The sequence below is a fragment of the Klebsiella sp. WOUb02 genome (genome assembly GCF_050058015.1).
Lineage (GTDB): Bacteria > Pseudomonadota > Gammaproteobacteria > Enterobacterales > Enterobacteriaceae > Klebsiella.
The window spans coordinates 2186070-2208302 of the sequence record NZ_CP170110.1 but is presented as its reverse complement, the minus strand read 5'-3'; the positions used below and the strand labels follow the sequence as shown (position 1 = coordinate 2208302).

Sequence of the window (22233 nt, the reverse complement as noted above, 5' to 3'; positions counted from 1 at the left end):
AAAAAAGGCGCCTGCTGGCGCCTTTTCACGTTTATTGAACGGTGGTTCCGGGCACCAGAATTTCGGTGGCGATAATTACCACCAGCAGGCCCACAAGAACCGGTACCGAGGTCCGCTTCACCACCTCAAATGGCGAGATTTTTGCCATCCCGGCGACGGCAACCACCACGCCCGATACCGGGGAAATGGTGCGTCCGAGGTTGGAGGCCTGCAGCATCGGGATTGACAGATAGGCCGGATTAATGCCCGATGAGTGCGCCAGCTTCGGGATCATCTCCACGAAGGCGTAAAACGGGGCGTTGCCCGAGCCGGTTGTCATGGCTGCCAGCATCGTCAGCACCACCAGCACCAGCATCAGAATAATGCTGGCGGAGCCAAACGAGGTGGCAATCGAAATCAGGCTATTGATAAAGCCGATGGTGCTCAGGCCCTGGGCAAAAACGCCGGCGGCGACCAGCAGCATAACCACGCCGGCAAAGGCGTCGGCCATGCCGCGATAGGCGGCTTCCAGTCCGTTAAAGACGTTTTTGGTGTTAAAGCCGCGGCAGAATTCCAGCACCGCCGCCAGCAGCATGCAGATAACCAGGATGGCAATAATATGCAGCTCCGGGCCCCATTTTCCGTCGAAGATCAGTACGCCGATAATGGGCGTGAAGGGCAGAATGGCGTAGAAGGCGGGGGCGGTTGTGGTGATCTCGTTGACGTCGAGCATTTCGTGGGAGGCGTTCTCTTTCTTATCCAGATAGCGCTGCCAGAAAAAGTGGGCAATCGCCATGCTGACAATCGCCACGATGGAGATCGGCAGCGTGGTCTTAAAGGCAAAATCGATGAGCGGCATTTCGGCGGCCTTCGCGGCGAGGACGACGTCGCCGGAGGTCGGGGAGAGGATAATGGCCGCCGGGGAGGCGCAAATAGCCGCCGCCGCGCCGCGGCTGATCCCGACGTTGACCATCACCGGGAACAGCGTTGCCATCAGCAGAACGCCGAGGCCGGTCGCCGAAGAGACGGCCAGCGACATCAGGCAGGCGACAAAGTAGGCGGCGATCATCAGCAGGTAGGGGGAGTTAATGTAGCGCAGCGGCTTTGAGGCCAGCTTGACCACCATATCGTTGGCGCCAATATGCGTCATATAGGTGGCAAATCCGCAGAGCATCATGATCATCATGCCGAGGTCGCCGCCGCGGCTCATCAGCAGAATTTTGATGTATTCGATGATGTCGGTTGCTGAGTATCCCGTGCTTTTCGCATCGCCGGGCAAAATTTTATGTCCCATCAGCGCGCTGATGATAAGCAGCGTCAGACCGCCAACAAAGAGCACGCCGGTGGCGGAATACCCTTTGATGATATAGCGGGCGACGCCCACAATGACCACAATCCCGATAAGGATCTCAACTAGCGTAAGCATTATTTTACCCCTGAGGCATTAACCCAAAGAATCTGCTGATAAATAAAGTAGTGAAAAATTAAGTGAGGGAATGTGCCGAATAAATCGGCGAAACATGCTGATGCAAATCAATAAACCGATGAGAATTATCTAATCATCAGCCGGCGCGAGGGCGCTATCACAAAGTCAGTGGGCGGGCTTGTTGCGATTTCGTGGGCGGTAAATCAAGACTTTGCCTTATTTCGTTAAGGTTATATTAAGATTATATTTGCTACTTTATTCCGCTTTAAAATCGATATTGGTAACAGATAAGTGTTAAGACTACGTTGTGTTGTACTGTTTTTGCTCAGTTTTTCCGGCCTGCTACTCTCTGGCGGGGTGGCAAATGCCTCATTCAGACTCGACGCTTCGCGACGGCTATAACACCTTAAGCGATAACGTTGCAGAGACCTGGCAGGAGCCGGAACACTACGACCTGTATGTTCCCGCGATCACCTGGCACGCCCGCTTTGCCTATGACAAAGAGAAAACCGACCGCTACAACGAGCGTCCCTGGGGAGCGGGTTTCGGCGTGTCGCGCTGGGATGATAAAGGCAACTGGCACGGCCTGTATGCGATGGCGTTTAAGGACTCATATAACAAATGGGAACCCATCGCAGGCTACGGCTGGGAGAAAACCTGGCGTCCGCTCGCCGACGATAACTTTCACCTTGGGCTCGGCTATACGCTTGGGGTGACCGCGCGCGACAACTGGCACTATATTCCGCTGCCGCTGGTATTGCCGCTGGCGTCTATCGGCTACGGCCCGGCGACGTTCCAGATGACCTATATCCCCGGCACCTATAACAACGGTAACGTTTATTTTGCCTGGGCCCGCTTTCAGTTTTAAATCCGCAATAGCTTAGCGATAAAAGAGCTGAGCGTTATCTTATGTGGAAAAACAATAACTAAAGCGCAACCACTAAAAAAGATAGCGACTTTTGTCACTTTTTAGCAAAGTTCGACTGGACAAAAGGCACCACAATTGATGTACTGGACCGCGACACAGTATCAGTGTCTTTTTTTCATATAAAGGTAATTTTGATGTCTAAGATTAAAGGTAACGTTAAGTGGTTTAATGAGTCCAAAGGATTCGGTTTCATTACTCCGGAAGATGGCAGCAAAGATGTATTCGTACATTTCTCTGCAATCCAGTCCAACGGTTTCAAAACTCTGGCTGAAGGTCAGCGCGTAGAGTTCGAAATCACTAACGGTGCCAAAGGCCCTTCTGCTGCAAACGTAAACGCTATCTAAGCAACGCGTCAGCAGAATATAAAAACCCGCGCTTAGCGGGTTTTTTTTTGCTCGCTTTTAACGGCTGGCGGCGTGAGAAAACAGCCAGAATGCCGCTGCCGTCATGGCGAAAGAGCCCAGCAGGTTGACCAGAATATTGAGCAGGGCCCAGCTGAAGCGCCCCTGCTGCAGCAGAAACACCACTTCCGCTGAGAAGGTGGAGAAGGTCGTCAATCCGCCGCAGAAGCCGGTGGTGATGAGCAGTTTCCACATCGGGTCAATATCGGTCAGCCGGTTAAACCAGGCCAGACCGGCGCCGATGATAAATGCGCCCAGCAGGTTGGCCGTTAGCGTACCGACGGGAATGGCGTGATGCATGGGGTTAAACTTCATTCCTAACCACCAGCGCAGTGCGCTGCCGGTGCCGCCGCCAAGAAAAACGGCTAAAAGTAGTTGTGACACGCGTGTTCCCTGCTATTTGGTTAATAATGGGGAGTGAGTGTAGCGCGCAGAATGCGTCGCTGGCTATGAATTCGCAAACGGGAGACTAAGATGCTGGTTGCTGCTGGACAATTTGCCGTCACCCCGGAGTGGCGGGTGAATGCGCAAACCTGCGTAGCGCTGATGGCCGAAGCCGCTGAACGGGGCGCGTCGCTACTGGTGCTGCCCGAGGCGCTGCTGGCGCGTGACGATAACGACCCGGATCTATCGGTTAAATCGGCGCAGGAGGTGGATGGCGGCTTCTTGCGGCTGCTGCGCGAGGAGAGCCGTAATAACGGCTTAACCACCATTCTGACGATTCACGTGCCTTCTGGCGAGGGACGCGCGGCTAATACGCTGGTGGCGATACGCCGCGGCGAGGTTATCGCGCAATATCAGAAGCTACACTTATACGATGCGTTTACTATACAGGAGTCGCGGCGGGTTGATGCCGGCCGGCAGATCCCGGCGCTGATTGACGTCGACGGGGTTCGGGTTGGCCTGATGACCTGCTATGATTTGCGTTTCCCGGAGCTGGCGTTAAGCCTCGCGCTGAGCGGCGCCGGGATCCTCGTTCTCCCCACCGCGTGGGTGAGAGGGCCAATGAAGGAGCATCACTGGGCGACGCTGCTGGCCGCTCGCGCTCTGGATACGACCTGCTATATCGTGGCGGCGGGCGAGTGCGGCAACCGTAATATTGGCCAAAGCCGGATTATCGATCCGCTCGGCACGACGCTGGCCGGCGCGGGGGAGCGGCCGCAGATGATTTTTGCCGACGTTTCCGTGGATTATCTTCGTCAGGTGCGCGAGCGCCTGCCGGTGCTGCAGAACCGCCGCTTTGCGCCACCGCAATTATTGTGACGTTTTTTTAAACAGAGCTTGATTCACCTTGTTACAGATTGCTATTGTGTCCGCGCGTCAAATAGCCGTTAATTGTTCGCGTGTATGATGGCGTATTCGCAGATTGTTTTAGAGAAGAAGGTTAGCTATGGGTGAGATTAGTATTACCAAACTGCTGGTTGTCGCAGCACTGATTATTTTAGTGTTTGGTACCAAAAAACTACGTACGCTGGGTGGAGACCTGGGTTCGGCTATCAAAGGCTTTAAGAAAGCCATGAACGACGATGACGATAGTGCGAAGAAAACCAGTGCGGAAGAAGAAACTCCGGCACAGAAGCTCTCTCATAAAGAGTAATTAAACGCCTGCTCCCCGACAGCGGGAACAGGTTACCGCCAGGCGTCAGCCTGCACGGATAAGAGGCCGCAGCGATTATCGTTGCGGCCTCTTTTTGTATCCTGCAAGGTCATTGACAGAAAAAATGCAACCGACTGTAACCGCGCCGGCGGATTCGCTGTTGGCGAAAAGATGGCATAACGCAAGGAGAGCTGACCGCCGCATGCGGGAAACGCGCGGCGGTCGAGGGGAGAATTACTTCACTTCCATCCCTTTGGCCTGCAGATCGGCGTGATAGGACGAACGGACGAACGGGCCGCAGGCGGCGTGGGTGAAGCCCATGGCCATCGCTTCGGCTTTCATCTCTTCGAACTCGTCCGGGCTAACGTAGCGTTGTACCGGCAGGTGGTGACGGCTCGGCTGCAGATATTGGCCTAAGGTCAGCATGGTGACGCCGTGGCGACGCAGGTCGCGCATAACTTCGACGATTTCAGCGTTGGTTTCGCCAAGGCCGACCATCAGACCCGATTTGGTTGGAATCTCCGGATGCGCTTCTTTGAAGCTTTCCAGCAGCTTTAACGACCAGTTGTAATCGGCGCCCGGGCGTACCTGGCGATAGAGACGCGGCACGTTTTCCAGGTTGTGGTTAAAGACGTCCGGCGGCGTAACCTTGAGGATGTCCAGCGCGCGATCCATACGGCCGCGGAAGTCCGGAACCAGGGTTTCAATCTTAATCGACGGGTTTTTCTCCCGGATGGCGCTGATGCAATCGGCGAAATGCTGAGCGCCGCCGTCGCGAAGGTCATCGCGGTCGACGGAGGTGACGACGACGTACTTCAGGCCCATGTCGGCGATGGTTTGCGCGAGCTTCTGCGGTTCATTGGCATCCGGGGTCACCGGACGACCGTGCGCGACGTCGCAGAACGGGCAGCGGCGGGTGCAGATAGCACCGAGGATCATAAAGGTTGCCGTTCCGTGGTTGAAGCATTCCGCAAGATTTGGGCAAGAAGCTTCTTCGCACACGGAGTGCAAACCGTTCTTACGCATCGCTGCTTTGATACCCTGGATACGGGACGAGTCAGCCGGAAGTTTGATTTTCATCCATTCCGGTTTTCTGAGCAGAGCTTCACGCTCAGTTGCCACGTTTTTCACCGGGATAAGGGCCATTTTATCGGCGTCGCGGTACTTAACACCGCGTTCCATCACAATGGGTTTACTCATAGCGTGCGTGTTCCAGTTGCGAGTACGAAGGAAAGCGAATTAATTCAAGTAAATGTTGTATTTATCAACTATTTTTGAATTAGGGAGAGGCAGTATACCATTGATATGGGACAGAAAGCAGCCTACCTGTTCGGCAAATTGTAAAATAGTTGTTGTTTTATGCTTTCCCTCACGTGCGGTATAGCTTAAAAAGCCTGACGAACCGCCTCGATAACCTCATTTAGCAGCGGTTCCCGGGCGCTGAGCTTGTTGTAATACAGTGAAATATCGATAGTTTCATCCGCGATCGGCGGGTAGTCCAGCGCTGCCAGAGTCCAGGTTTTAGCCAATAGCGAAAACATTCGCTTCGGCATCAGCCCCGGCATATCGCTCGCGCTCAGCGGCGCCGGATAGCGCTGGCCCTCGGGCAGCGTCGCCGCCTGGCGGCAATTAATTGCAAATATAATGGCTTAACGAAGGTCCGACCTAAAAGCGGGCCCCGGAAAGCCGGGACCGCCGGGATTTATTCTACGGAAATGTACTCGTGCGGCGGGTTGTCGAGCAGCGCCAGCAGGTTGGCAACCAGGCGCGGCGCCACGATTTGCGGCATCGCTTCGGGCTGCCACTGGCGCATTTGCGCCATCTCCATGCCGGCATAGCCGCAGGGGTTAATCCGCAGGAACGGCGAGAGGTCCATCGCGATATTGAGCGCCAGGCCATGGAACGAGCACCCTTTGCGAATGCGCAGGCCCAGCGAGCAGATCTTTTGCTCGCCGACGTAAACCCCGGGCGCATCGGCGCGCGGGTGCGACTCAATGCCGTACTCCGCTAGCGTATTAACCACGGTCTGCTCGAGCAGCGTCACCAGTTCGCGTACGCCAAGCTTGCGGCGTTTGAGATTGAGCAACACGTACATCACCTGCTGGCCTGGCCCGTGATAGGTCACCTGGCCGCCGCGATCGCTTTGAATGACCGGAATATCCCCCGCCACCAGAACGTGTTCCGCTTTCCCCGCCTGGCCCTGGGTAAAGACCGGATGATGCTCAACCAGCCAGATTTCATCGAGAGTGGTCTCATCGCGCGCGTCGGTAAAGTCGTGCATTGCCTGCGAGACGGGGGCGTAAGGCTGCAGGCCGAGTTGACGAATGAGGATTTTATTGTGCTGCAAAACAACGTCTCCGCACAGAGAAGTGATTTAGATCAGCGAGTATATCACAGCGGGGAGGGGGATTGCCCGGCGCGGGGCCGGGCAAGGGGATGGTTACAGCACCATCCGGACGATCTCGATATTACCCAGCTCTTCGTACAGGGTTTCGACCTGTTCGATGTGGGTGGCGTTGATGGTGATAGAAACCGAGTGGTAGTTACCTTTGCTGCTCGGCTTTACCTGCGGAGAGTAATCACCAGGCGCATGGCGCTGTACCACTTCCACCACCTGATCAACCAGCTCAGGCAACGCCTGCCCCATTACTTTGTAAGTAAATGGAGTAGGGAATTCAAGCAGTTCGTTAAGTTTGGTTTTCATGTCAGCTCCGGTGTTACGACAAAAAATAATAACTCCCACAAGATGCGGGAGTTATCAGGTTACTTTGATAGTTAGTATATGGGGATGTAAATCACACTTTCAAGCGTTCGATTTTTAACCAAACCAGTGATGGAACATTAATTTAATGTAATCAATCATTTTGCCGAAGAAATTACCTTCCGGGATCTCCTGCAGCACCACCAGCGGGCGCTGGTCGATAGTTTTGCCGTCCAGCTGGAAGTTAATGGTGCCGACAACCTGGTTTTTCTGCAGCGGCGCGTGCAGCTCGGTATTACTCAGCACGTAGCTGGCCTTCAGGTCCTTCATGCGGCCGCGCGGAATGGTCAGGTACACGTCTTTATCGACGCCCAGCGATGCGCGATCGCTATCGCCAAACCAAGCCGGCTCGGAAGAGAACTCTTTGCCCGCCTTCAGCGGATTGACGGTTTCAAAGAAGCGGAAGCCCCAGGTCAGCAGTTTTTTGCTCTCGGACTCGCGACCTTTATAGGTGCGGCCTCCCATCACGGCGGAGATCAGGCGCATCTGGCCTTCGGTCGCCGAGGCGACGAGGTTATAGCCCGCTTTATCGGTGTGGCCGGTTTTGATGCCGTCGACGTTGAGGCTGTTGTCCCACAGCAGCCCGTTACGGTTGAGCTGGCGGATGCCGTTAAAGGTGAACTCTTTTTCTTTGTAGATGGTGTATTCGTTCGGCACGTCGCGGATCAGCGCCTGGCCAATCAGCGCCATATCGCGCGCGGAGCTGAACTGACCTTCGGCATCCAGGCCGTGCACGGTCTGGAAATGACTGTTTTTCAGGCCGAGGGCGTTGACGTAGCTGTTCATCAGGCTGACGAAGGCGTCCTGGCTGCCGGCAACGAAGTCCGCCATCGCCACGCAGGCGTCGTTACCTGACTGCAGGTTGATGCCGCGAATCAGCTGAGAAACCGGCACCTGCATTCCCGGCTTGAGGAACATCAGGGAGGAGCCTTTAAATACCGGGTTACCGGTGGCCCATGCGTCGTTGCCCACGGTGACCAAATCAGACTCTTTGAACTTACCCGCCTTCATGGCCTGACCAATCACGTAGCTGGTCATCATTTTGGTCAGACTCGCCGGATCGCGGCGGGAATCGGCGTTATTTTCCGCCAGCACTTTGCCTGAATTGTAATCGATAAGTATCCAGGATTCGGCGTCAATCTGCGGCGCGCCTGGGATCATGGTTTTGAGATTCAGGTCATCGGCGTGGGCTGCGGAGGTGAGCGCGGCAACGGAGAGGGCCGTAACGAGTAAACGTGCGGTGAAAGAGATCTTCATGGTCTGAACAACGGCATCCGTGATGGAGTTAAAAAAAGTGCCTTACTATAACAAATGCTCTGCGGACCGGCATCCGACATTGCGCATGACTTTGTTAACGATTTTGTCATGCGCAATGCGCTACGGACGGCGGTCCGACGCGTTTAGTTGGCGTGAGTAATAAATGACTGCAGCTGAGCTTCGCTTTGCAGACGCTGCTGAACGGTGCTGGCCTGCGGTTTGCTGGCGAACGGGCCCAGCTGAATGCGCCACACCGCGCCGTTTTGCACCACGCGGCCGGGAACGGAGAACTGCTGGCTCAGGCGCTGCTGGTACTGCCGGGCGCGGGCCTGGTCGCTCACGGCACCAACCTGCACCACATAATCGCCGCTGGCGGCAGCGCTGGAACTGGTGGAGGCGGCGACAGCCGTCGTCGCCGTCGCTGCGGCGGCAGCTGGCGCAACGCTGCCCTGGATGGAACCCGGAGCGGTGACCGGCGCGGTTGCGGCCGCGGGCTGAGCGACGGGTTCACTGCCTTCCAGCACGCCGTTATTCAGCGGCGTGGGGGCGCCAAGGAAGCCGCTGCTGTTGACCGGTGCGCCGATGCTATCGTCGGATTTCAGCGTTGAGTTGCTGATGGCGCGCACGTCGGTTTGCGCCGGCTGATCGGTCGAGACGCCGGCGCCGCCGTCGAGATCCGGACGCGCCGGTAGCGCATAGGTTTGTTTGGCGACGGTGGTACAGGCCATTCCCGGGCCCGAGAGCGAGCCGTCCGGCGCGATGACGATCGGGTCGATGCGCACTTTGGTATTGTTCGAGGTGTTCAGGCGATCGGCGGAGGCGCGCGAAAGCGAGATCACGCGATCGTTGCCGTACGGGCCGCGATCGTTAATACGCACCACGATCATCCGGCCGTTGGCGACGTTAGTAATACGCGCGTAGCTGGGAATGGGCAGCGTCGGATGCGCCGCGGTGAGCTGGGTAGGATCGAAGGCTTCACCGGATGCGGTCAGGTTGCTGTTAGGCTCTGCATCATAAATCGCCGCCAGGCCAGTCTGGGTAAAATTAGACGGGTCCTGCACGATTTTATAGCTTTTACCGTCGCGTTCGTAATCCTGATTCGCCGTCGGATTCGGCGCTTCATAATGCGGATCGGCGCCGCTGATTTCGACGCTTGGGCCATTACAAACCGCCGGCTGCGGCGTGCTGACGGTTTTTTGTTGAACGTCTTCACCCGAACATGCCGCCAGCAGCCCCGCTGCTATGCAGATCCCCAGCCATTGCTTACGCATTGCGAACCCCTTTAAACGCTTTTCGACAACATTTTTCTGTGGGTGTGGATCGACATTACGATACCAAACCCGGCCATCAAGACGATCAGGGCTGAGCCCCCGTAGCTGACCAGCGGCAACGGTACCCCCACCACTGGCAAAATACCACTCACCATACCAATATTTACGAAGACATAAACGAATAAAATCAACATTAAACCACCGGCCATGACCCGACCGAAGGTGGTTTGCGCCTGGGCGGCAACCCACAGCCCGCGCATAATGAGCAGAATATAGAGCGCCAGCAGAACCAGCACGCCAATCAGCCCAAGCTCTTCGGCCAGGACCGCGAAGATAAAGTCGGTATGGCGTTCCGGCAGAAACTCCAGCCTGCGACTGGGTGCCGTGCAGCCAGCCTTTGCCGCGCAATCCGCCGGAGCCAATAGCAATTTTAGACTGAATAATGTGATAGCCGGCGCCCAGCGGGTCGGTTTCCGGATCGAGCAGCATCATAACGCGCTGACGCTGGTAGTCGTGCATCAGGAAGAACCACAGAATAGGGATAAAGGCGGCGACCAGCACCACCGCGACGCCGATCAGACGCCAGCTCAGCCCGGAAAGGAACAGCACAAACAGGCCGGAGAGGGCGATAAGAATAGAGGTCCCGAGGTCAGGCTGCGCCGCAACCAGCAGGGTCGGCAGGAAAATCAGCACCAGCGCAATGGCGGTATTTTTCAGCGAGGGCGGGCAGACGTCGCGGTTAATAAAGCGCGCCACCATCAGCGGAACGGCGATTTTGGCGATTTCCGAGGGCTGAAAGCGCACGACGCCGAGATCCAGCCAGCGCTGGGCGCCTTTCGAGATGGCGCCGAAGGCATCTACCGCCACCAGCAAGATAATACAGAAGATATAGAGATAGGGCGCCCAGCCTTCATACACGCGCGGCGGGATTTGCGCCATAACGATCATAATCACGATGCCCATCGCGATCTGGCCAATTTTACGCTCCATCATCCCGATATCCTGGCCGCTCGCGCTCCAGATAACCAGCGCGCTGTAGGTCAGCAGCGCCAGCAGTATCAGCACCATGGTGGGATCGAGATGGATTTTATCCCATAGCGATCTTTTGTTTGGATTATCGGTCATTATTGATCCTCCCCCGCCGTCACCGCCGGATTTTCACTCGGCAGATTCGTGTTGTTATCGCCCAGCATAATGTGATCGAGAATCTGGCGCATAATCGTCCCGACCGCCGGACCCGCGCCGCCGTTCTCGAGAATGATCGCCACGGCAACCTGGGGGTTGTTGTAAGGCGCGAACGCCGTCATGAGTTTATGGTCACGCAGGCGCTCAGCGATTCTGTGCGCGTTATAGGTTTCATTGGCCTTCAGGCCGAATACCTGCGCCGTACCGGATTTCGCCGCGATTTTATAAGGCGCGCTGGCGAAGTACTTATGCGCGGTGCCGTTGCCGCGGTTGGCAACGCCGAACATGCCGTCTTTGGCTATCTCCCAAAAGCCGGAGTGAATATCGCCGACCGGCGGCTCGTGCGGCTGAACCCACGGCACCTGCTTGCCGTCTTCGACGGTGCTTTGCAGCAGATGCGGCACTTTTACCACGCCATCGTTAATCAGGATCATCAGCGCCTTGTTCATCTGAATCGGCGTTGCGGTCCAGTAGCCCTGGCCGATACCGACCGGAATGGTGTCCCCCTGATACCAGGGCTTTTTAAAGCGCTTCAGCTTCCATTCGCGGGTGGGCATATTCCCGGAGCGCTCTTCCGCCAGGTCGATACCGGTATAGTGGCCGTAGCCGAATTTATTCATCCATTCCGACAGGCGGTCGATGCCCATATCATAGGCAACCTGGTAGAAATAGGTATCCGCAGACTCTTCCAGCGCTTTGGTCACGTTCAGGTGCCCGTGGCCCCACTTTTTCCAGTCGCGATAGCGTTTATCGGAGCCGGGCAAGCTGCCACCAGCCGGGATCGAACAGGCTGGTATTGCGGGTGATGACGTTGGCGCTCAGCGCCGAGACGGCAACGTAAGGTTTCACCGTTGAGGCAGGCGGGTAGACCCCCTGGGTGGCGCGGTTGACCAGCGGCGTATTCGGATCGTTGAGCAGCCCGGAGTAGTCCTTGCTGGAGATCCCGTCCACGAACAGGTTCGGATCGTAGCTCGGGGTGGAAACCAGCGCCAGAACGCTACCGGTGCGCGGGTCGGTGACCACCACCGCGGCGCGGCTGCCGGCCAGCAGCGTTTCAATATACTGCTGCAGCTTGAGATCGAGGGTTAAATAGATATCGCGCCCGGCCTGCGGCGGCACCTCTTTGAGCTGGCGAATGACGCGGCCGCGGTTGTTGACCTCGACCTCTTCGTAGCCGGTCTGCCCGTGCAGGACGTCTTCATAGTAGCGTTCGATACCCAGTTTGCCGATATCGTGGGTTGAGGCGTAGTTCGCCAGCTTGCCTTCTTTATCCAGGCGATCGACGTCTTTATCGTTAATTTTCGAGACATAGCCGATGACGTGGGTGAGGGCGGAGTTGTAGGGATAATAGCGGCGCTTATAGCCTTTAACTTCGACGCCGGGAAAGCGGTACTGGTTGACCGCGAAACGGGCCACCTGCACTTCCGTCAGGTTAACCTTGACCGGAATAGAGGTGAAGCGATGGGAACGCGCGCGCTCCTTTTTAAAGCCGGCGATGTCGTCATCCGTCAGGTCAATGACGTCACGCAGCCCGTCCAGCGTCTGCTGCACGTTATCGACTTTTTCCGGCATCATTTCCAGCTGATAGATGGTGCGGTTCAGCGCCAGCGGCGTGCCGTTACGGTCATAGATAATGCCGCGGCTTGGCGGGATGGGAACCAGCTTGATGCGGTTTTCGTTCGAGCGCGTCTGATAGTCCGTGTAGCGGACTATCTGTACGTTATAAAGATTGGCAACCAGTATGCCGGAAAGCAGCAAAATCCCCAAAAAAGCGACCAGCGCCCGGCGCACAAACAGCGAGGATTCAGCCGTATAGTCGCGGAAAGAATTCTGTAATTTCATTCGCTGCTTAGTCTACCCTGGTCATCATTATTCACGGTGGTAAGGGTGGTTGGTTGTAATACTCCACGCCCGATACAGACTCTCCGCAACCAGTACGCGCACCAGCGGGTGAGGCAGAGTCAGGGTAGAGAGCGACCAGCTCTGTTCCGCCGCGGCTTTACACGCCGGAGAAAGCCCCTCCGGGCCGCCGATCAGCAGGCTGACGTCGCGGCCATCCTGCTTCCAGCGCTCCAGCTCGCGCGCCACCTGCGGCGTATCCCACGGCTTCCCCGGAATATCCAGGGTCACGATGCGGTTTTTACCCGCCGCCGCCAGCATCATCTCCCCTTCTTTTTCGAGGATGCGCTTGATATCGGCGTTTTTACCGCGCTTACCGGCGGGGATTTCCAACAGCTCGAACGGCATATCTTTTGGAAAACGACGCAGATATTCACTAAAGCCGGTCTGAACCCAGTCCGGCATTTTGGTGCCAACGGCCACCAGCTGCAGCTTCACGCATTAACTCCAGAGTTTTTCCAGCTCGTACAGACGACGGCTCTCTTCCTGCATGACGTGAACCATGACGTCGCCAAGGTCAACAACAATCCAGTCGGCGGCGCTTTCGCCTTCTACGCCCAGCGGCAGCATGCCGGCGGCGCGGGACTCTTGCACCACATGGTCGGCGATGGACATGACGTGGCGCGTAGACGTGCCGGTGCAAATAATCATGCAATCTGTAATGCTGGATTTGCCATGAACGTCAATGGCTACGATGTCCTGACCTTTCAGGTCATCAATTTTGTCGATAACAAAATCCTGGAGTGCTTTACCCTGCAAGAGTTCCCCCTGGGTGAGTGAAGAGTGATAATAACAAACAGCCCGGCAGTATACCTGAACTCATAAAAAAGTCGGGATAAATGTCTGCCAGCGGGCGTTGGAGGCGGCTATCATCCCATCCATCGCCGCCGATTGCATCGCCATTTTTGTAAAACATCTGTATGGCGGATACCTTCAGGCTGCGGAGAATAGCAGCCTGCTCCGACCTGTCAATGGTCTGGGCTGAATTCTTCTTCCGCCCGCCAGACGGCCCGGCTATTTAGTACCCGCAGGGTGGCGAAATCTGCACGCAGATCGAGCATGCTCCACGCGCCTTGCGCGATGGGAAAGCGCCACATAGCCGCCGCCGGCATTTCCAGCAGCAGGGCGGTTAACAGGCTAAGCACGCCCTGATGGCCGACGATAAGCAGATGGTCAAGATGCTGATACTGCGTCAGCTCCTCGCGAAATGCCGCGACCCGCCGGGCAAAATTCTGAAAACTTTCGCCGTTGGTGGGCGCCGCGTGCTGCCAGTCCGCGCACCAGGCGGCATAGTTTTCCGCATCTTCATGCTGCAAATCGCGATGGTGGCGCATTTCCCAGTCGCCGAAGAACATCTCGTTGAGGTTGGGAACAATCTCGCGGGGGATCGGCCTGTCGCCGAGCAGCAGATCGGCGGTGCGCCGGGTGCGCTCAAGCTCGCTGCAAAGAACGCGGTCGAACGCCACCGCCCGCAGGCGTTGGCCAAGCCGGGCGGCCTGGGCCTCGCCGCGTTCGGTCAGGGGCGTGGGGGCCCGTCCGCTGTACAGACCGGCGGCGTTAGCCTGGGTTTCGCCATGACGAACTAACCATAATCTCATGATTATCCTCGCTGAGCCGAAAGGGGAGCGCCGCTCGGGCGCCCGCGCGGAGGGTTAGCAATAGAGCTTTTGCTGATGAATATAGTCCAGAACGGCGGCCGGCAGCATATTGGCACAGGATTCGCCGCGCTCAAGCCGCTGGCGAATGAGGGTGGCTGAAATATCAAACCACGGCGTTTCCGCCAGATAGATAGCCCCGGCGGGGCGGCGGCGCAGCTGCTCGACATCGTGCGTTAAGTGTTTATCGAGCCACCGCTGGTCCTCCGGGCGCTGCATGAGCAGCGGGTAGCCCGGACGACGGCAGACGATCAGATGCACGTTATCCAGAATGCTGGCGTAGTTGTGCCAGGTCGGGAAGGTGAGCAAAGAGTCCTGGCCGATGATAAATGACAGCGACGGCTTTGGCCCCTGCTCCTGGCGCCACTCCTGCAGCGTTTGCGCCGACCAGGAGGGCGTCTGGCGCTGCAGCTCGCGCTCATCCAGCACGAACAGCGGCTTATCGGCGATAGCCAGTTCGAGCATATGCCTGCGCTGGGCGCTGGTTGCTTCCGGCTGGGGGCGATGCGGCGGCACGTTGTTAGGCACAATAATCACCTTCGCCAGGCCTATCTGATTGGCCAGAATCTCGACCGGTTTGAGGTGACCGTAATGCACCGGATCGAAGGTGCCACCGTACATTGCCTGCAGCTGAGTCATATCAACCATCGATAAACACGTCCGCCAGCGCTTTGTGGCAGAGCAATAAAGAAAGGCTCTCTAATTCGGGCCAGACGCTGGTTCCGTAATCCTGCTTGAAGGTGAGCTCCGTGCGGGTAAGCAGGGTGACGGCCTGCCGCAGCTGGTCGCTACCGAGGCGGGTGAGCGCGTCGGTTAACAGCGGTCGGCGGTTTTGCCACACGCGATGCTTATCGAACAGCGCGCGCAGCGGCGTATGGGCCGACTGGCGCTTCAGGTTTACCAGCAGCAGCAGTTCTCGCTGCAGCGTGCGCAGCAGGATTGCGGGTTCGCTGCCCTCGAGCCTGAGCTGCTGCAGAATATGCAGCACGCGCTTGCTTTTGCCCGCCAGTAGCGCATCGACCCAGTGATACGGCGTAAAGTGGGCGGCATCGTTTACCGCCTGCTCTACGCGCGGCAGCGTGAGCTTGCCGTCTGGCCACAGCAGGGACAAACGCTCCAGCGCCTGCGACAGCGCCAGCAGGTTGCCTTCGTAACAGTAGCACAGCAGACTGGCTGGCGGCGTCGTCAAGCTGCAGATTATGCTGTTTGGCCCGCGCCGCCAGCCAGCGTGGGAGCTGCGCATGTTCCGGCGTCTGACAGCTTACCTGCACCGCGCGGCTGGCGAGGGCGGTGACCCACGCGGCGTTCTCCTGGGCTTTGGTCAGCTTATTGCCGCGCACTATCAGCAGCAAATCGTCATGCAGCATACCGATAAGCGTCGCCAGCTGTTCGTTAATGGCCGCATTGGGGCCGTTTTCCGGCAGGACGAGAAGCAGCGTTTGACGGCTGGCGAACAGGCTCATGGCCTGGCTCAGCGAGAAGAGGGCGGGCCAGTCGGTGCTGGCATCGAGGGTCGCGGTGTGGTGTTCGGTAAAGCCCTGGGGCGTAGCGGCTTCGCGAATAGAATCCTGGCTTTCCTGCAGCAGCAGAGGGTCGCTGCCCAGCAGTAAATAGGCCGCGCGCAGCCCTTCGGTAAGCTGCGCGCGGAGTTGTTCAGGGTACAGCCGAATCATCAGTTACCCAGCGTGGTGGAGACGCGGTTGCCGGAGGTGGAGGAGGCTGGGGCCGTGGTGACCGGCTTCTCCTCGCCTTTGGTGGCTTCGACATCCGCAACGTGGACGCTTGGCAGCTTACGAATCAGCTGCTCCGCCGCTTTGTCGTACATCTCCTGAATTATCATATCCTGCTCGGCATCCTTCGCTAACGCCGCCTGCGGGTTATCGAAGAAGGAGCGGTAGACTTTCGTCGTGATCGGATAGATATCATGGCCCGGGATCAGCACGCTGGCATGAACCGTCATCACCATCTGGTACTCAGCGGTACGTCCGTCCTGGAAAATGGAGGCCGTATCTTTCTGAATAGACGATGATTCCAGACGCAGAGAAGGAACATCCTTACGCAGCGTGCTGCCATCGATCAGTTCAACCCCGTTCAGGCGCAGCTGGTTACGCACCGAGCGGCTCAGCGGACCGTTTGGATCGCCCGACTGGAAGATCATGGTTTTCATTGCGGTCGGGACCTGGGTAGTACTGCGCAGGTGCCAGCCGCATCCGGCGGTGATTAACACCGCCAGAGATAACAACAATGTTGCCAGATATCGCACGCTTCCTCCTGCGCTTAGCCAACGACCAGATTGAGCAGTTTGCCCGGAACGTAGATCACTTTACGTACGGTGACGCCGTCAAGATACTTCGCGACCAGATGTTCCTGACCCGCGCGGGCGCGGACCTGATCTTCGGTGGCATCGACCGGTACGGTAATTTTACCACGAACCTTACCATTAACCTGGACGACGACCAGAGTGGTATTTTCCACCATTGCGCTGTCGTCGGCGACCGGCCACGGCGCGCTGTCGATATCGCCTTCGCCGCCCAGCTCCTGCCATAAGGTGAAGCTCGCGTGCGGGGTGAACGGGTTGAGCATACGCACCACCGCCAGCAGCGCTTCACGCATCAGCGCGCGATCCTGCTCGCCTTCCTGCGGCGCTTTCGCCAGCTTGTTCATCAGCTCCATGATCGCCGCGATCGCGGTGTTGAAGGTCTGACGACGGCCGATATCATCGGTGACTTTTGCAATGGTTTTGTGCACGTCGCGGCGCAGCGCCTGCTGATCTTCGCTCAGGCTGGCAGCGTCGAGGGCGATGGCCGGCCCCTGAGTCGTGTGCTCGTACACCAGCTTCCAGACGCGCTTCAGGAAGCGGTTTGCCCCTTCAACGCCGGACTCCTGCCATTCGAGGGTCATATCCGCCGGAGAGGCGAACATCATGAACAGACGCACGGTGTCCGCGCCGTAGCGCTCAACCATCACCTGCGGGTCGATGCCGTTGTTCTTCGACTTGGACATTTTGCTCATGCCGGTATACACCAGCTCGCGGCCCTGTGGGTCGAAGGCTTTGACGATACGGCCTTTCTCATCGCGCTCGACGGTGGCGTCAACCGGGGAGACCCAGTTACGCTCGCCGTTGTCGCCGACGTAGTAAAACGCGTCCGCCAGCACCATACCCTGACACAGCAGCTGCTTAGCCGGTTCGTCAGAGTTCACCATGCCCGCGTCGCGCATCAGCTTGTGGAAGAAGCGGAAGTAGAGCAGGTGCATGATCGCATGTTCGATGCCGCCGATATAAATATCAACCGGCAGCCAGTAGTTTGCCGCTTCCGGATCCAGCATGCCCTGGTCGTACTGCGGGCAGGTGTAGCGCGCGTAGTACCAGGAGGATTCCATAAAGGTATCAAAGGTATCGGTTTCACGCAGCGCAGGCTGGCCGTTAACGGTGGTTTTAGCCCACTCCGGGTCGGCCTTAATCGGGCTGGTGATGCCGTCCATGACCACGTCTTCCGGCAGAATAACCGGCAGCTGATCTTCCGTGGTCGGCATAACGGTGCCGTCTTCGAGGGTGACCATCGGGATCGGCGCGCCCCAGTAGCGCTGACGGGAAACGCCCCAGTCGCGCAGACGGTAGTTCACTTTACGCTCGCCGACGCCCATCGCCGCCAGCTTGTCGGCGATGGCGTTGAAGCCCGCTTCAAAGCTCAGCCCGCTGAATTCGCCGGAGTTGAACAGTACGCCTTTTTCCGTCATTGCCTGTTCGGACAGATCGGGCTCTGAGCCGTCTGCCGCGAGGATAACCGGCTTGATGTTGAGGCCATATTTGCTGGCAAACTCGTAGTCGCGCTGGTCGTGGCCTGGAACCGCCATCACCGCGCCGGTACCGTACTCCATCAGCACGAAGTTGGCCGCCCATACCGGAATTTCTTCGCCGGTCAGCGGGTGAATCGCTTTAAAGCCGGTATCGACGCCTTTTTTCTCCATCGTCGCCATTTCAGCTTCTGCGACTTTGGTGTTGCGGCATTCGTCGATAAACGCGGCCAGCGCCGGGTTACTGGCCGCCGCCTGCTGCGCCAGCGGGTGGCCCGCGGCTACGGCCAGGTAGGTGCAGCCCATAAAGGTATCGGGACGGGTGGTGTAGACCGTCAGCTTGTCGGCGTAGTCGTTGACGTTGAAGGAGATCTCTACCCCTTCAGAACGACCGATCCAGTTGCGCTGCATAGTCTTAACGGTATCCGGCCAGTGATCCAGGTTATCCAGATCTCTCAGCAGTTCGTCGGCGTAGGCGGTAATTTTGATAAACCACTGCGGTATCTCTTTGCGCTCAACTTTGGTATCGCAGCGCCAGCAGCAGCCGTCGATAACCTGTTCGTTGGCGAGAACGGTCTGGTCGTTAGGGCACCAGTTCACCGCGGAGGTTTTCTTGTACACCAGGCCTTTTTTATACAGTTCGGTGAAGAACTTCTGCTCCCAGCGATAGTATTCCGGGGTGCAGGTCGCCACCTCACGGCTCCAGTCGTAGCCGAAGCCCAGCTTTTTCAGCTGGTTTTTCATGTAGGCGATGTTGTCATAGGTCCACGGCGCCGGCGCCGTATTGTTTTTCACCGCCGCGCCTTCTGCAGGCAGGCCGAACGCATCCCAGCCGATGGGCTGCAGGACGTTTTTGCCGAGCATGCGCTGGTAGCGGGCGATCACATCGCCGATGGTGTAGTTACGCACGTGGCCCATGTGTAGTCGGCCAGAAGGATAAGGTAGCATCGACAGGCAGTAATATTTCTCTTTGCTCTCGTCTTCAGTGACTTCAAATGTACGATTATCGTCCCAGTGAAGCTGGACTTTCGATTCTATCTCTTCCGGGCGGTATTGCTCTTGCATGGCAGCCAGTGGTCCTGTTTTCAATACAGCTACAAATGTAGCCAATGGATGTGTTATTTCAGATCGGCATAGCATAGCCCAAACGCCCACGTCAAAACAGCCTTTCGCACATTAACATCGGCAAAAGCGGCGGAGAATATTTAGCGACTCTGTGGCCTGAATGGCAAAGCAGCCGGCAGATAACGTCTATTATTAGAATAAGTTAACCACACTGGAGGCGAAATGATGAACAAGGTTGCTCAATTCTACCGCGAGCTGGTGTCAACGCTCAGCGAGCGGTTACGCAGCGGAGAGCGTGATATAGACGCGCTGGTGGAGCAGGCGCGGGTGAAAATCAGCCAGTCCGGTGAGTTAACGCATCGTGAAGTTGAGACGCTGACTCAGGCGGTAAGGCGCGATCTGGAAGAGTTTGCCCGCAGCTATGAAGAGAGCCAGGATGAGCTGACGGATAGCGTATTTATGCGGGTCATAAAGGAGAGCCTGTGGCAGGAGCTGGCCGATATTACCGATAAAACCCAGCTCGAGTGGCGCGAGGTGTTTCAGGACCTCAATCACCACGGCGTGTACCACAGCGGCGAGGTGGTTGGGCTGGGCAATCTGGTGTGCGAGAAGTGCCACCACCATCTGGCGGTTTACACCCCGGACGTGCTGCCGCGCTGCCCGAAGTGCGGCCACGATCAGTTCCAGCGCCGGCCGTTTGAACCTTAATATTCCGCGTTGAGCATGGCGGTGAACAGCGCGCGCACGAACCCGTGCGCGCCTGAGCGTTAGTGGAGGATTTTGGCGAGGAAGTCTTTTGCGCGCTCGGACTGCGGGTTGGCGAAAAATGCTTCTTTATCGGCATCTTCGACGATCTTCCCTTCATCCATAAAGATCACCCGGTTGGCGACCTTGCGCGCGAAGCCCATTTCGTGGGTCACCACCATCATGGTCATCCCTTCGTTTGCCAGTTCGACCATGACGTCCAGCACTTCGTTGATCATCTCCGGATCCAGCGCCGACGTCGGTTCGTCAAACAACATGGCAATCGGATCCATGCACAGCGCGCGGGCGATAGCGACGCGCTGCTGCTGGCCGCCTGAAAGCTGTGCCGGATATTTTTCCGCATGGGCGGACAGGCCCACGCGCTCCAGCAGCTTCAGGCCCTTAGCGCGGGAAGCGGCTTTATCGCGGTTGAGCACTTTGACCTGCGCCAGCGTCAGGTTGTCGATAATCGACAGATGTGGAAACAGACTCGAAGTGCTGGAATACCATCCCGACCCGGGAGCGCAGCTTCGCAAGGTTGGTTTTTTTATCGTTTACCTGAGTGCCATCAACGGTTATCTCGCCCTGTTGAATCGGCTCCAGGCCGTTAACGGTTTTAATCAGCGTGGATTTTCCCGAGCCGGACGGCCCGCAAACCACGACCACTTCACCTTTTTTCACTTCCGTGGAGCAGTCGGTCAGCACCTGAAAGTGACCATACCATTTTGAAACGTTTTTCAGGGTAATCATTACACAGTCCTTTTCTTCAACCAGCTGACCAACAGCGATGCGCTGAGACTAATGACAAAATAAACGGCGCCTGCGAACAGGACCATTTCGACCTGGGTTCCGTCACGCTCGCCGATCGTCGAGGCGGTGCGGAAGAAATCTGCCAGGCTCAGAACATAGACCAGCGAGGTATCCTGGAACAGGACGATCCCCTGGGTCAACAGCAGCGGCACCATCGCGCGAAAGGCCTGCGGCAGGATAATTAGCTTCATCGACTGCCAGTGGGTCATCCCCAGCGCCAGCGCGGCGCTGGACTGTCCGCGGGAGATACTCTGGATGCCCGCGCGGATAATTTCCGAGTAGTACGCCGCTTCAAACATAGAGAACGCAATCATCGCCGAGATGAGTCGGATATCGGTCTTCGGCGACAGACCAAGCACGTTCTGTAAAAAGCCGGGAACAATCAGATAAAACCACAGCAGCACCATCACCAGCGGAATAGAGCGGAAGACGTTGACGTAGGTTTTGGCAAACCACGCCAGCGGTAAAAAGCTCGACAGACGCATGACCGCCAGCAGGGTGCCCCAGACAATACCGATAACGATGGCGATAACGGTGATTTTCAGGGTGATAACCAGTCCCGCCAGCAGATACGGCATGGATGGTAAGATGGAACTCCAGTCAAAATCGTACATTGTTATTTGCCTCCCATATTGCCCGGCAGGCGAACTTTGCGCTCAACCACATACATAATCAGCATAATCACCGCGTTAATGAACACATAGGCGAGGGTAATGGCGGTAAACGACTCCCAGGCGTGGGCGGAGTAATCCAGCAGCTTGCCCGCCTGCGCCGCCATATCCGCCAGACCGATGGTGGAGGCGATGGCCGAGTTTTTTACCAGGTTCATCATTTCCGACGTCATCGGCGGGACGATAACCCGATAGGCGTTGGGCAGCAGCACGTAGCGGTAGGTTTGCGGCAGGGTGAGGCCCATTGCCAGCCCGGCGTTTTTCTGCCCGCGCGGCAGCGACTGGATCGCCGCCCGCACCTGTTCACATACGCGCGCGGCGGTGAACAGTCCCAGGCACATCATCGAGGAGAGAAAGAACTGAATATTGGGATCCAGCTCGGATTTAAACCACATGCCGATATTTTCCGGCAGCAGCTCCGGTACCACCAGGTACCAGGTAAAGAACTGCACGATCAGCGGAACGTTACGGAACAGTTCGACGTAGCAGGTGCCGATGCCGGATAGCAGCCGATTCGGGGCGGTACGTAAAATACCGAACAGCGAGCCGACGAGAAAAGCGATAACCCAGGCGGTAACTGACAGGGCGACGGTGACCTGGAAGCCGCTCCATAGCCAGCCCAGATAGGTGGTATTGCCGAACGGGGCCTGTTGCAGGAATATCCCCCAGTTCCAGTCTATTGACATAAATGACTCCTGGAAAAAAAAGGGTAGCAGCGCTACCCTCGAAGATCCTTGCCCAGCGTACTTCGGTATTCACGGCGGCTGGGGAACGACCAGCCAGCGTATA

At 57.2% G+C, this 22233-nt stretch carries 20 protein-coding genes and 5 pseudogenes; 5 read left to right on the top strand and 20 right to left on the bottom strand.

Annotated elements, in window-relative coordinates; translation table 11 throughout:
* Positions 1-31 precede the first annotated feature (31 nt).
* Positions 32-1405, bottom strand: a complete 1374-nt coding sequence (dcuC, locus tag ABOC21_RS17625; RefSeq protein ID WP_426812703.1) for an anaerobic C4-dicarboxylate transporter DcuC — start codon at positions 1403-1405, stop codon at positions 32-34.
* Positions 1406-1696: 291 nt separating this feature from the next.
* Here dcuC and pagP point away from each other — a divergent pair.
* Positions 1697-2273: pseudogene (pagP, locus tag ABOC21_RS17620) on the top strand (lipid IV(A) palmitoyltransferase PagP).
* A gap of 194 nt (positions 2274-2467) precedes the next feature.
* Positions 2468-2677, top strand: coding sequence for a transcription antiterminator/RNA stability regulator CspE (gene cspE / locus ABOC21_RS17615; protein ID WP_004859511.1), 210 nt, complete (start codon positions 2468-2470; stop codon positions 2675-2677).
* Between the two features lie 57 nt (positions 2678-2734).
* Here the strand turns inward: cspE and crcB are convergent, their stop codons facing one another.
* Complete coding sequence (crcB, locus tag ABOC21_RS17610; RefSeq protein ID WP_426812702.1) at positions 2735-3118, bottom strand: fluoride efflux transporter CrcB; 384 nt, start codon at positions 3116-3118, stop codon at positions 2735-2737.
* A 90-nt stretch (positions 3119-3208) separates the two neighbouring features.
* Between crcB and ABOC21_RS17605 the strand changes: the two genes are divergently transcribed.
* Both ABOC21_RS17605 and tatE read left to right on the top strand, forming a co-directional pair.
* Positions 3209-3997, top strand: a complete 789-nt coding sequence (locus ABOC21_RS17605) for a deaminated glutathione amidase (RefSeq protein ID WP_426812701.1) — start codon at positions 3209-3211, stop codon at positions 3995-3997.
* 127 nt (positions 3998-4124) lie between these two features.
* Positions 4125-4331 (top strand): twin-arginine translocase subunit TatE, encoded by a 207-nt coding sequence (gene tatE, locus ABOC21_RS17600; protein WP_041144572.1) that lies wholly within the window; start codon positions 4125-4127, stop codon positions 4329-4331.
* Between the two features lie 234 nt (positions 4332-4565).
* Here tatE and lipA read toward each other — a convergent pair whose 3' ends face one another.
* From lipA to leuS, 15 genes and pseudogenes are all read right to left on the bottom strand, one after another.
* The gene (gene lipA / locus ABOC21_RS17595; RefSeq protein ID WP_045854456.1) at positions 4566-5531 is read right to left on the bottom strand and encodes a lipoyl synthase; all 966 of its coding nucleotides are present in this window, start codon (positions 5529-5531) and stop codon (positions 4566-4568) included.
* 185 nt (positions 5532-5716) lie between these two features.
* A complete protein-coding gene (locus ABOC21_RS17590) occupies positions 5717-5884 on the bottom strand; it encodes a hypothetical protein (RefSeq protein ID WP_426812700.1) in 168 nt (55 codons plus the stop codon).
* 149 nt (positions 5885-6033) lie between these two features.
* Entirely contained in the window at positions 6034-6678 is a 645-nt protein-coding gene (gene lipB / locus ABOC21_RS17585; protein ID WP_426812699.1) for a lipoyl(octanoyl) transferase LipB, read from the bottom strand.
* Positions 6679-6771: 93 nt separating this feature from the next.
* Entirely contained in the window at positions 6772-7035 is a 264-nt protein-coding gene (gene ybeD / locus ABOC21_RS17580; RefSeq protein WP_041144576.1) for a DUF493 family protein YbeD, read from the bottom strand.
* Positions 7036-7149: 114 nt separating this feature from the next.
* On the bottom strand, positions 7150-8349 hold the full coding sequence (gene dacA / locus ABOC21_RS17575; protein WP_426812698.1) for a D-alanyl-D-alanine carboxypeptidase DacA: 1200 nt from the start codon (positions 8347-8349) through the stop codon (positions 7150-7152).
* A 143-nt stretch (positions 8350-8492) separates the two neighbouring features.
* A complete protein-coding gene (rlpA, locus tag ABOC21_RS17570) occupies positions 8493-9620 on the bottom strand; it encodes an endolytic peptidoglycan transglycosylase RlpA (RefSeq protein WP_426812697.1) in 1128 nt (375 codons plus the stop codon).
* Between the two features lie 11 nt (positions 9621-9631).
* Positions 9632-10745 (bottom strand): annotated as a pseudogene (gene mrdB, locus ABOC21_RS17565) (peptidoglycan glycosyltransferase MrdB).
* Positions 10745-12647 (bottom strand): annotated as a pseudogene (mrdA, locus tag ABOC21_RS17560) (peptidoglycan DD-transpeptidase MrdA). The pseudogenes mrdB and mrdA overlap by 1 nt, the downstream one beginning before the upstream one ends.
* Positions 12648-12674: 27 nt before the next feature.
* The gene (gene rlmH, locus ABOC21_RS17555; RefSeq protein ID WP_041144581.1) at positions 12675-13142 is read right to left on the bottom strand and encodes a 23S rRNA (pseudouridine(1915)-N(3))-methyltransferase RlmH; all 468 of its coding nucleotides are present in this window, start codon (positions 13140-13142) and stop codon (positions 12675-12677) included.
* Positions 13143-13145: 3 nt separating this feature from the next.
* Complete coding sequence (gene rsfS, locus ABOC21_RS17550) at positions 13146-13463, bottom strand: ribosome silencing factor (protein ID WP_004859547.1); 318 nt, start codon at positions 13461-13463, stop codon at positions 13146-13148.
* A 209-nt stretch (positions 13464-13672) separates the two neighbouring features.
* Complete coding sequence (locus ABOC21_RS17545) at positions 13673-14302, bottom strand: adenosylcobalamin/alpha-ribazole phosphatase (RefSeq protein ID WP_426812696.1); 630 nt, start codon at positions 14300-14302, stop codon at positions 13673-13675.
* 54 nt (positions 14303-14356) lie between these two features.
* Positions 14357-15007 carry a nicotinate-nucleotide adenylyltransferase gene (nadD, locus tag ABOC21_RS17540; protein ID WP_426812695.1) on the bottom strand — a complete coding sequence of 217 codons (651 nt, stop codon included), beginning with the start codon at positions 15005-15007 and terminating at the stop codon, positions 14357-14359.
* Positions 15000-16032 (bottom strand): annotated as a pseudogene (gene holA, locus ABOC21_RS17535) (DNA polymerase III subunit delta). The gene nadD and the pseudogene holA overlap by 8 nt, the downstream one beginning before the upstream one ends.
* A complete protein-coding gene (gene lptE, locus ABOC21_RS17530; RefSeq protein WP_426812694.1) occupies positions 16032-16622 on the bottom strand; it encodes an LPS assembly lipoprotein LptE in 591 nt (196 codons plus the stop codon). Before lptE ends, holA begins: the two are co-directional and overlap by 1 nt.
* A 14-nt stretch (positions 16623-16636) precedes the next feature.
* Complete coding sequence (gene leuS / locus ABOC21_RS17525; RefSeq protein ID WP_426812693.1) at positions 16637-19219, bottom strand: leucine--tRNA ligase; 2583 nt, start codon at positions 19217-19219, stop codon at positions 16637-16639.
* 225 nt (positions 19220-19444) lie between these two features.
* Here leuS and ABOC21_RS17520 point away from each other — a divergent pair, with 225 nt between their 5' ends.
* Positions 19445-19927, top strand: a complete 483-nt coding sequence (locus ABOC21_RS17520; protein ID WP_426815523.1) for a zinc ribbon-containing protein — start codon at positions 19445-19447, stop codon at positions 19925-19927.
* 59 nt (positions 19928-19986) lie between these two features.
* Here ABOC21_RS17520 and ABOC21_RS17515 read toward each other — a convergent pair.
* From ABOC21_RS17515 to ABOC21_RS17505, 3 genes and pseudogenes are all read right to left on the bottom strand, one after another.
* Positions 19987-20713 (bottom strand): annotated as a pseudogene (locus tag ABOC21_RS17515) (amino acid ABC transporter ATP-binding protein).
* On the bottom strand, positions 20713-21387 hold the full coding sequence (gene gltK, locus ABOC21_RS17510; protein WP_426812692.1) for a glutamate/aspartate ABC transporter permease GltK: 675 nt from the start codon (positions 21385-21387) through the stop codon (positions 20713-20715). Before gltK ends, ABOC21_RS17515 begins: the two are co-directional and overlap by 1 nt.
* Before the next feature lie 2 nt (positions 21388-21389).
* The gene (locus tag ABOC21_RS17505; RefSeq protein ID WP_426812691.1) at positions 21390-22130 is read right to left on the bottom strand and encodes an amino acid ABC transporter permease; all 741 of its coding nucleotides are present in this window, start codon (positions 22128-22130) and stop codon (positions 21390-21392) included.
* Between the last annotated feature and the right edge of the window lie 103 nt (positions 22131-22233).

What these genes read in the sequence shown, in the direction of transcription:
- dcuC (WP_426812703.1), bottom strand. Translation starts at nt 1,405, where the DNA reads ATGCTTACGCTAGTTGAGATCCTTATCGGGATTGTGGTCATTGTGGGC.
- cspE (WP_004859511.1), top strand. Translation starts at nt 2,468, where the DNA reads ATGTCTAAGATTAAAGGTAACGTTAAGTGGTTTAATGAGTCCAAAGGA.
- ABOC21_RS17605 (WP_426812701.1), top strand. Translation starts at nt 3,209, where the DNA reads ATGCTGGTTGCTGCTGGACAATTTGCCGTCACCCCGGAGTGGCGGGTG.
- tatE (WP_041144572.1), top strand. Translation starts at nt 4,125, where the DNA reads ATGGGTGAGATTAGTATTACCAAACTGCTGGTTGTCGCAGCACTGATT.
- lipA (WP_045854456.1), bottom strand. Translation starts at nt 5,531, where the DNA reads ATGAGTAAACCCATTGTGATGGAACGCGGTGTTAAGTACCGCGACGCC.
- ABOC21_RS17590 (WP_426812700.1), bottom strand. Translation starts at nt 5,884, where the DNA reads ATGCCGAAGCGAATGTTTTCGCTATTGGCTAAAACCTGGACTCTGGCA.
- ybeD (WP_041144576.1), bottom strand. Translation starts at nt 7,035, where the DNA reads ATGAAAACCAAACTTAACGAACTGCTTGAATTCCCTACTCCATTTACT.
- dacA (WP_426812698.1), bottom strand. Translation starts at nt 8,349, where the DNA reads ATGAAGATCTCTTTCACCGCACGTTTACTCGTTACGGCCCTCTCCGTT.
- rlpA (WP_426812697.1), bottom strand. Translation starts at nt 9,620, where the DNA reads ATGCGTAAGCAATGGCTGGGGATCTGCATAGCAGCGGGGCTGCTGGCG.
- ABOC21_RS17545 (WP_426812696.1), bottom strand. Translation starts at nt 14,302, where the DNA reads ATGAGATTATGGTTAGTTCGTCATGGCGAAACCCAGGCTAACGCCGCC.
- nadD (WP_426812695.1), bottom strand. Translation starts at nt 15,007, where the DNA reads ATGGTTGATATGACTCAGCTGCAGGCAATGTACGGTGGCACCTTCGAT.
- leuS (WP_426812693.1), bottom strand. Translation starts at nt 19,219, where the DNA reads ATGCAAGAGCAATACCGCCCGGAAGAGATAGAATCGAAAGTCCAGCTT.
- ABOC21_RS17520 (WP_426815523.1), top strand. Translation starts at nt 19,445, where the DNA reads ATGAACAAGGTTGCTCAATTCTACCGCGAGCTGGTGTCAACGCTCAGC.
- gltK (WP_426812692.1), bottom strand. Translation starts at nt 21,387, where the DNA reads ATGTACGATTTTGACTGGAGTTCCATCTTACCATCCATGCCGTATCTG.
- ABOC21_RS17505 (WP_426812691.1), bottom strand. Translation starts at nt 22,130, where the DNA reads ATGTCAATAGACTGGAACTGGGGGATATTCCTGCAACAGGCCCCGTTC.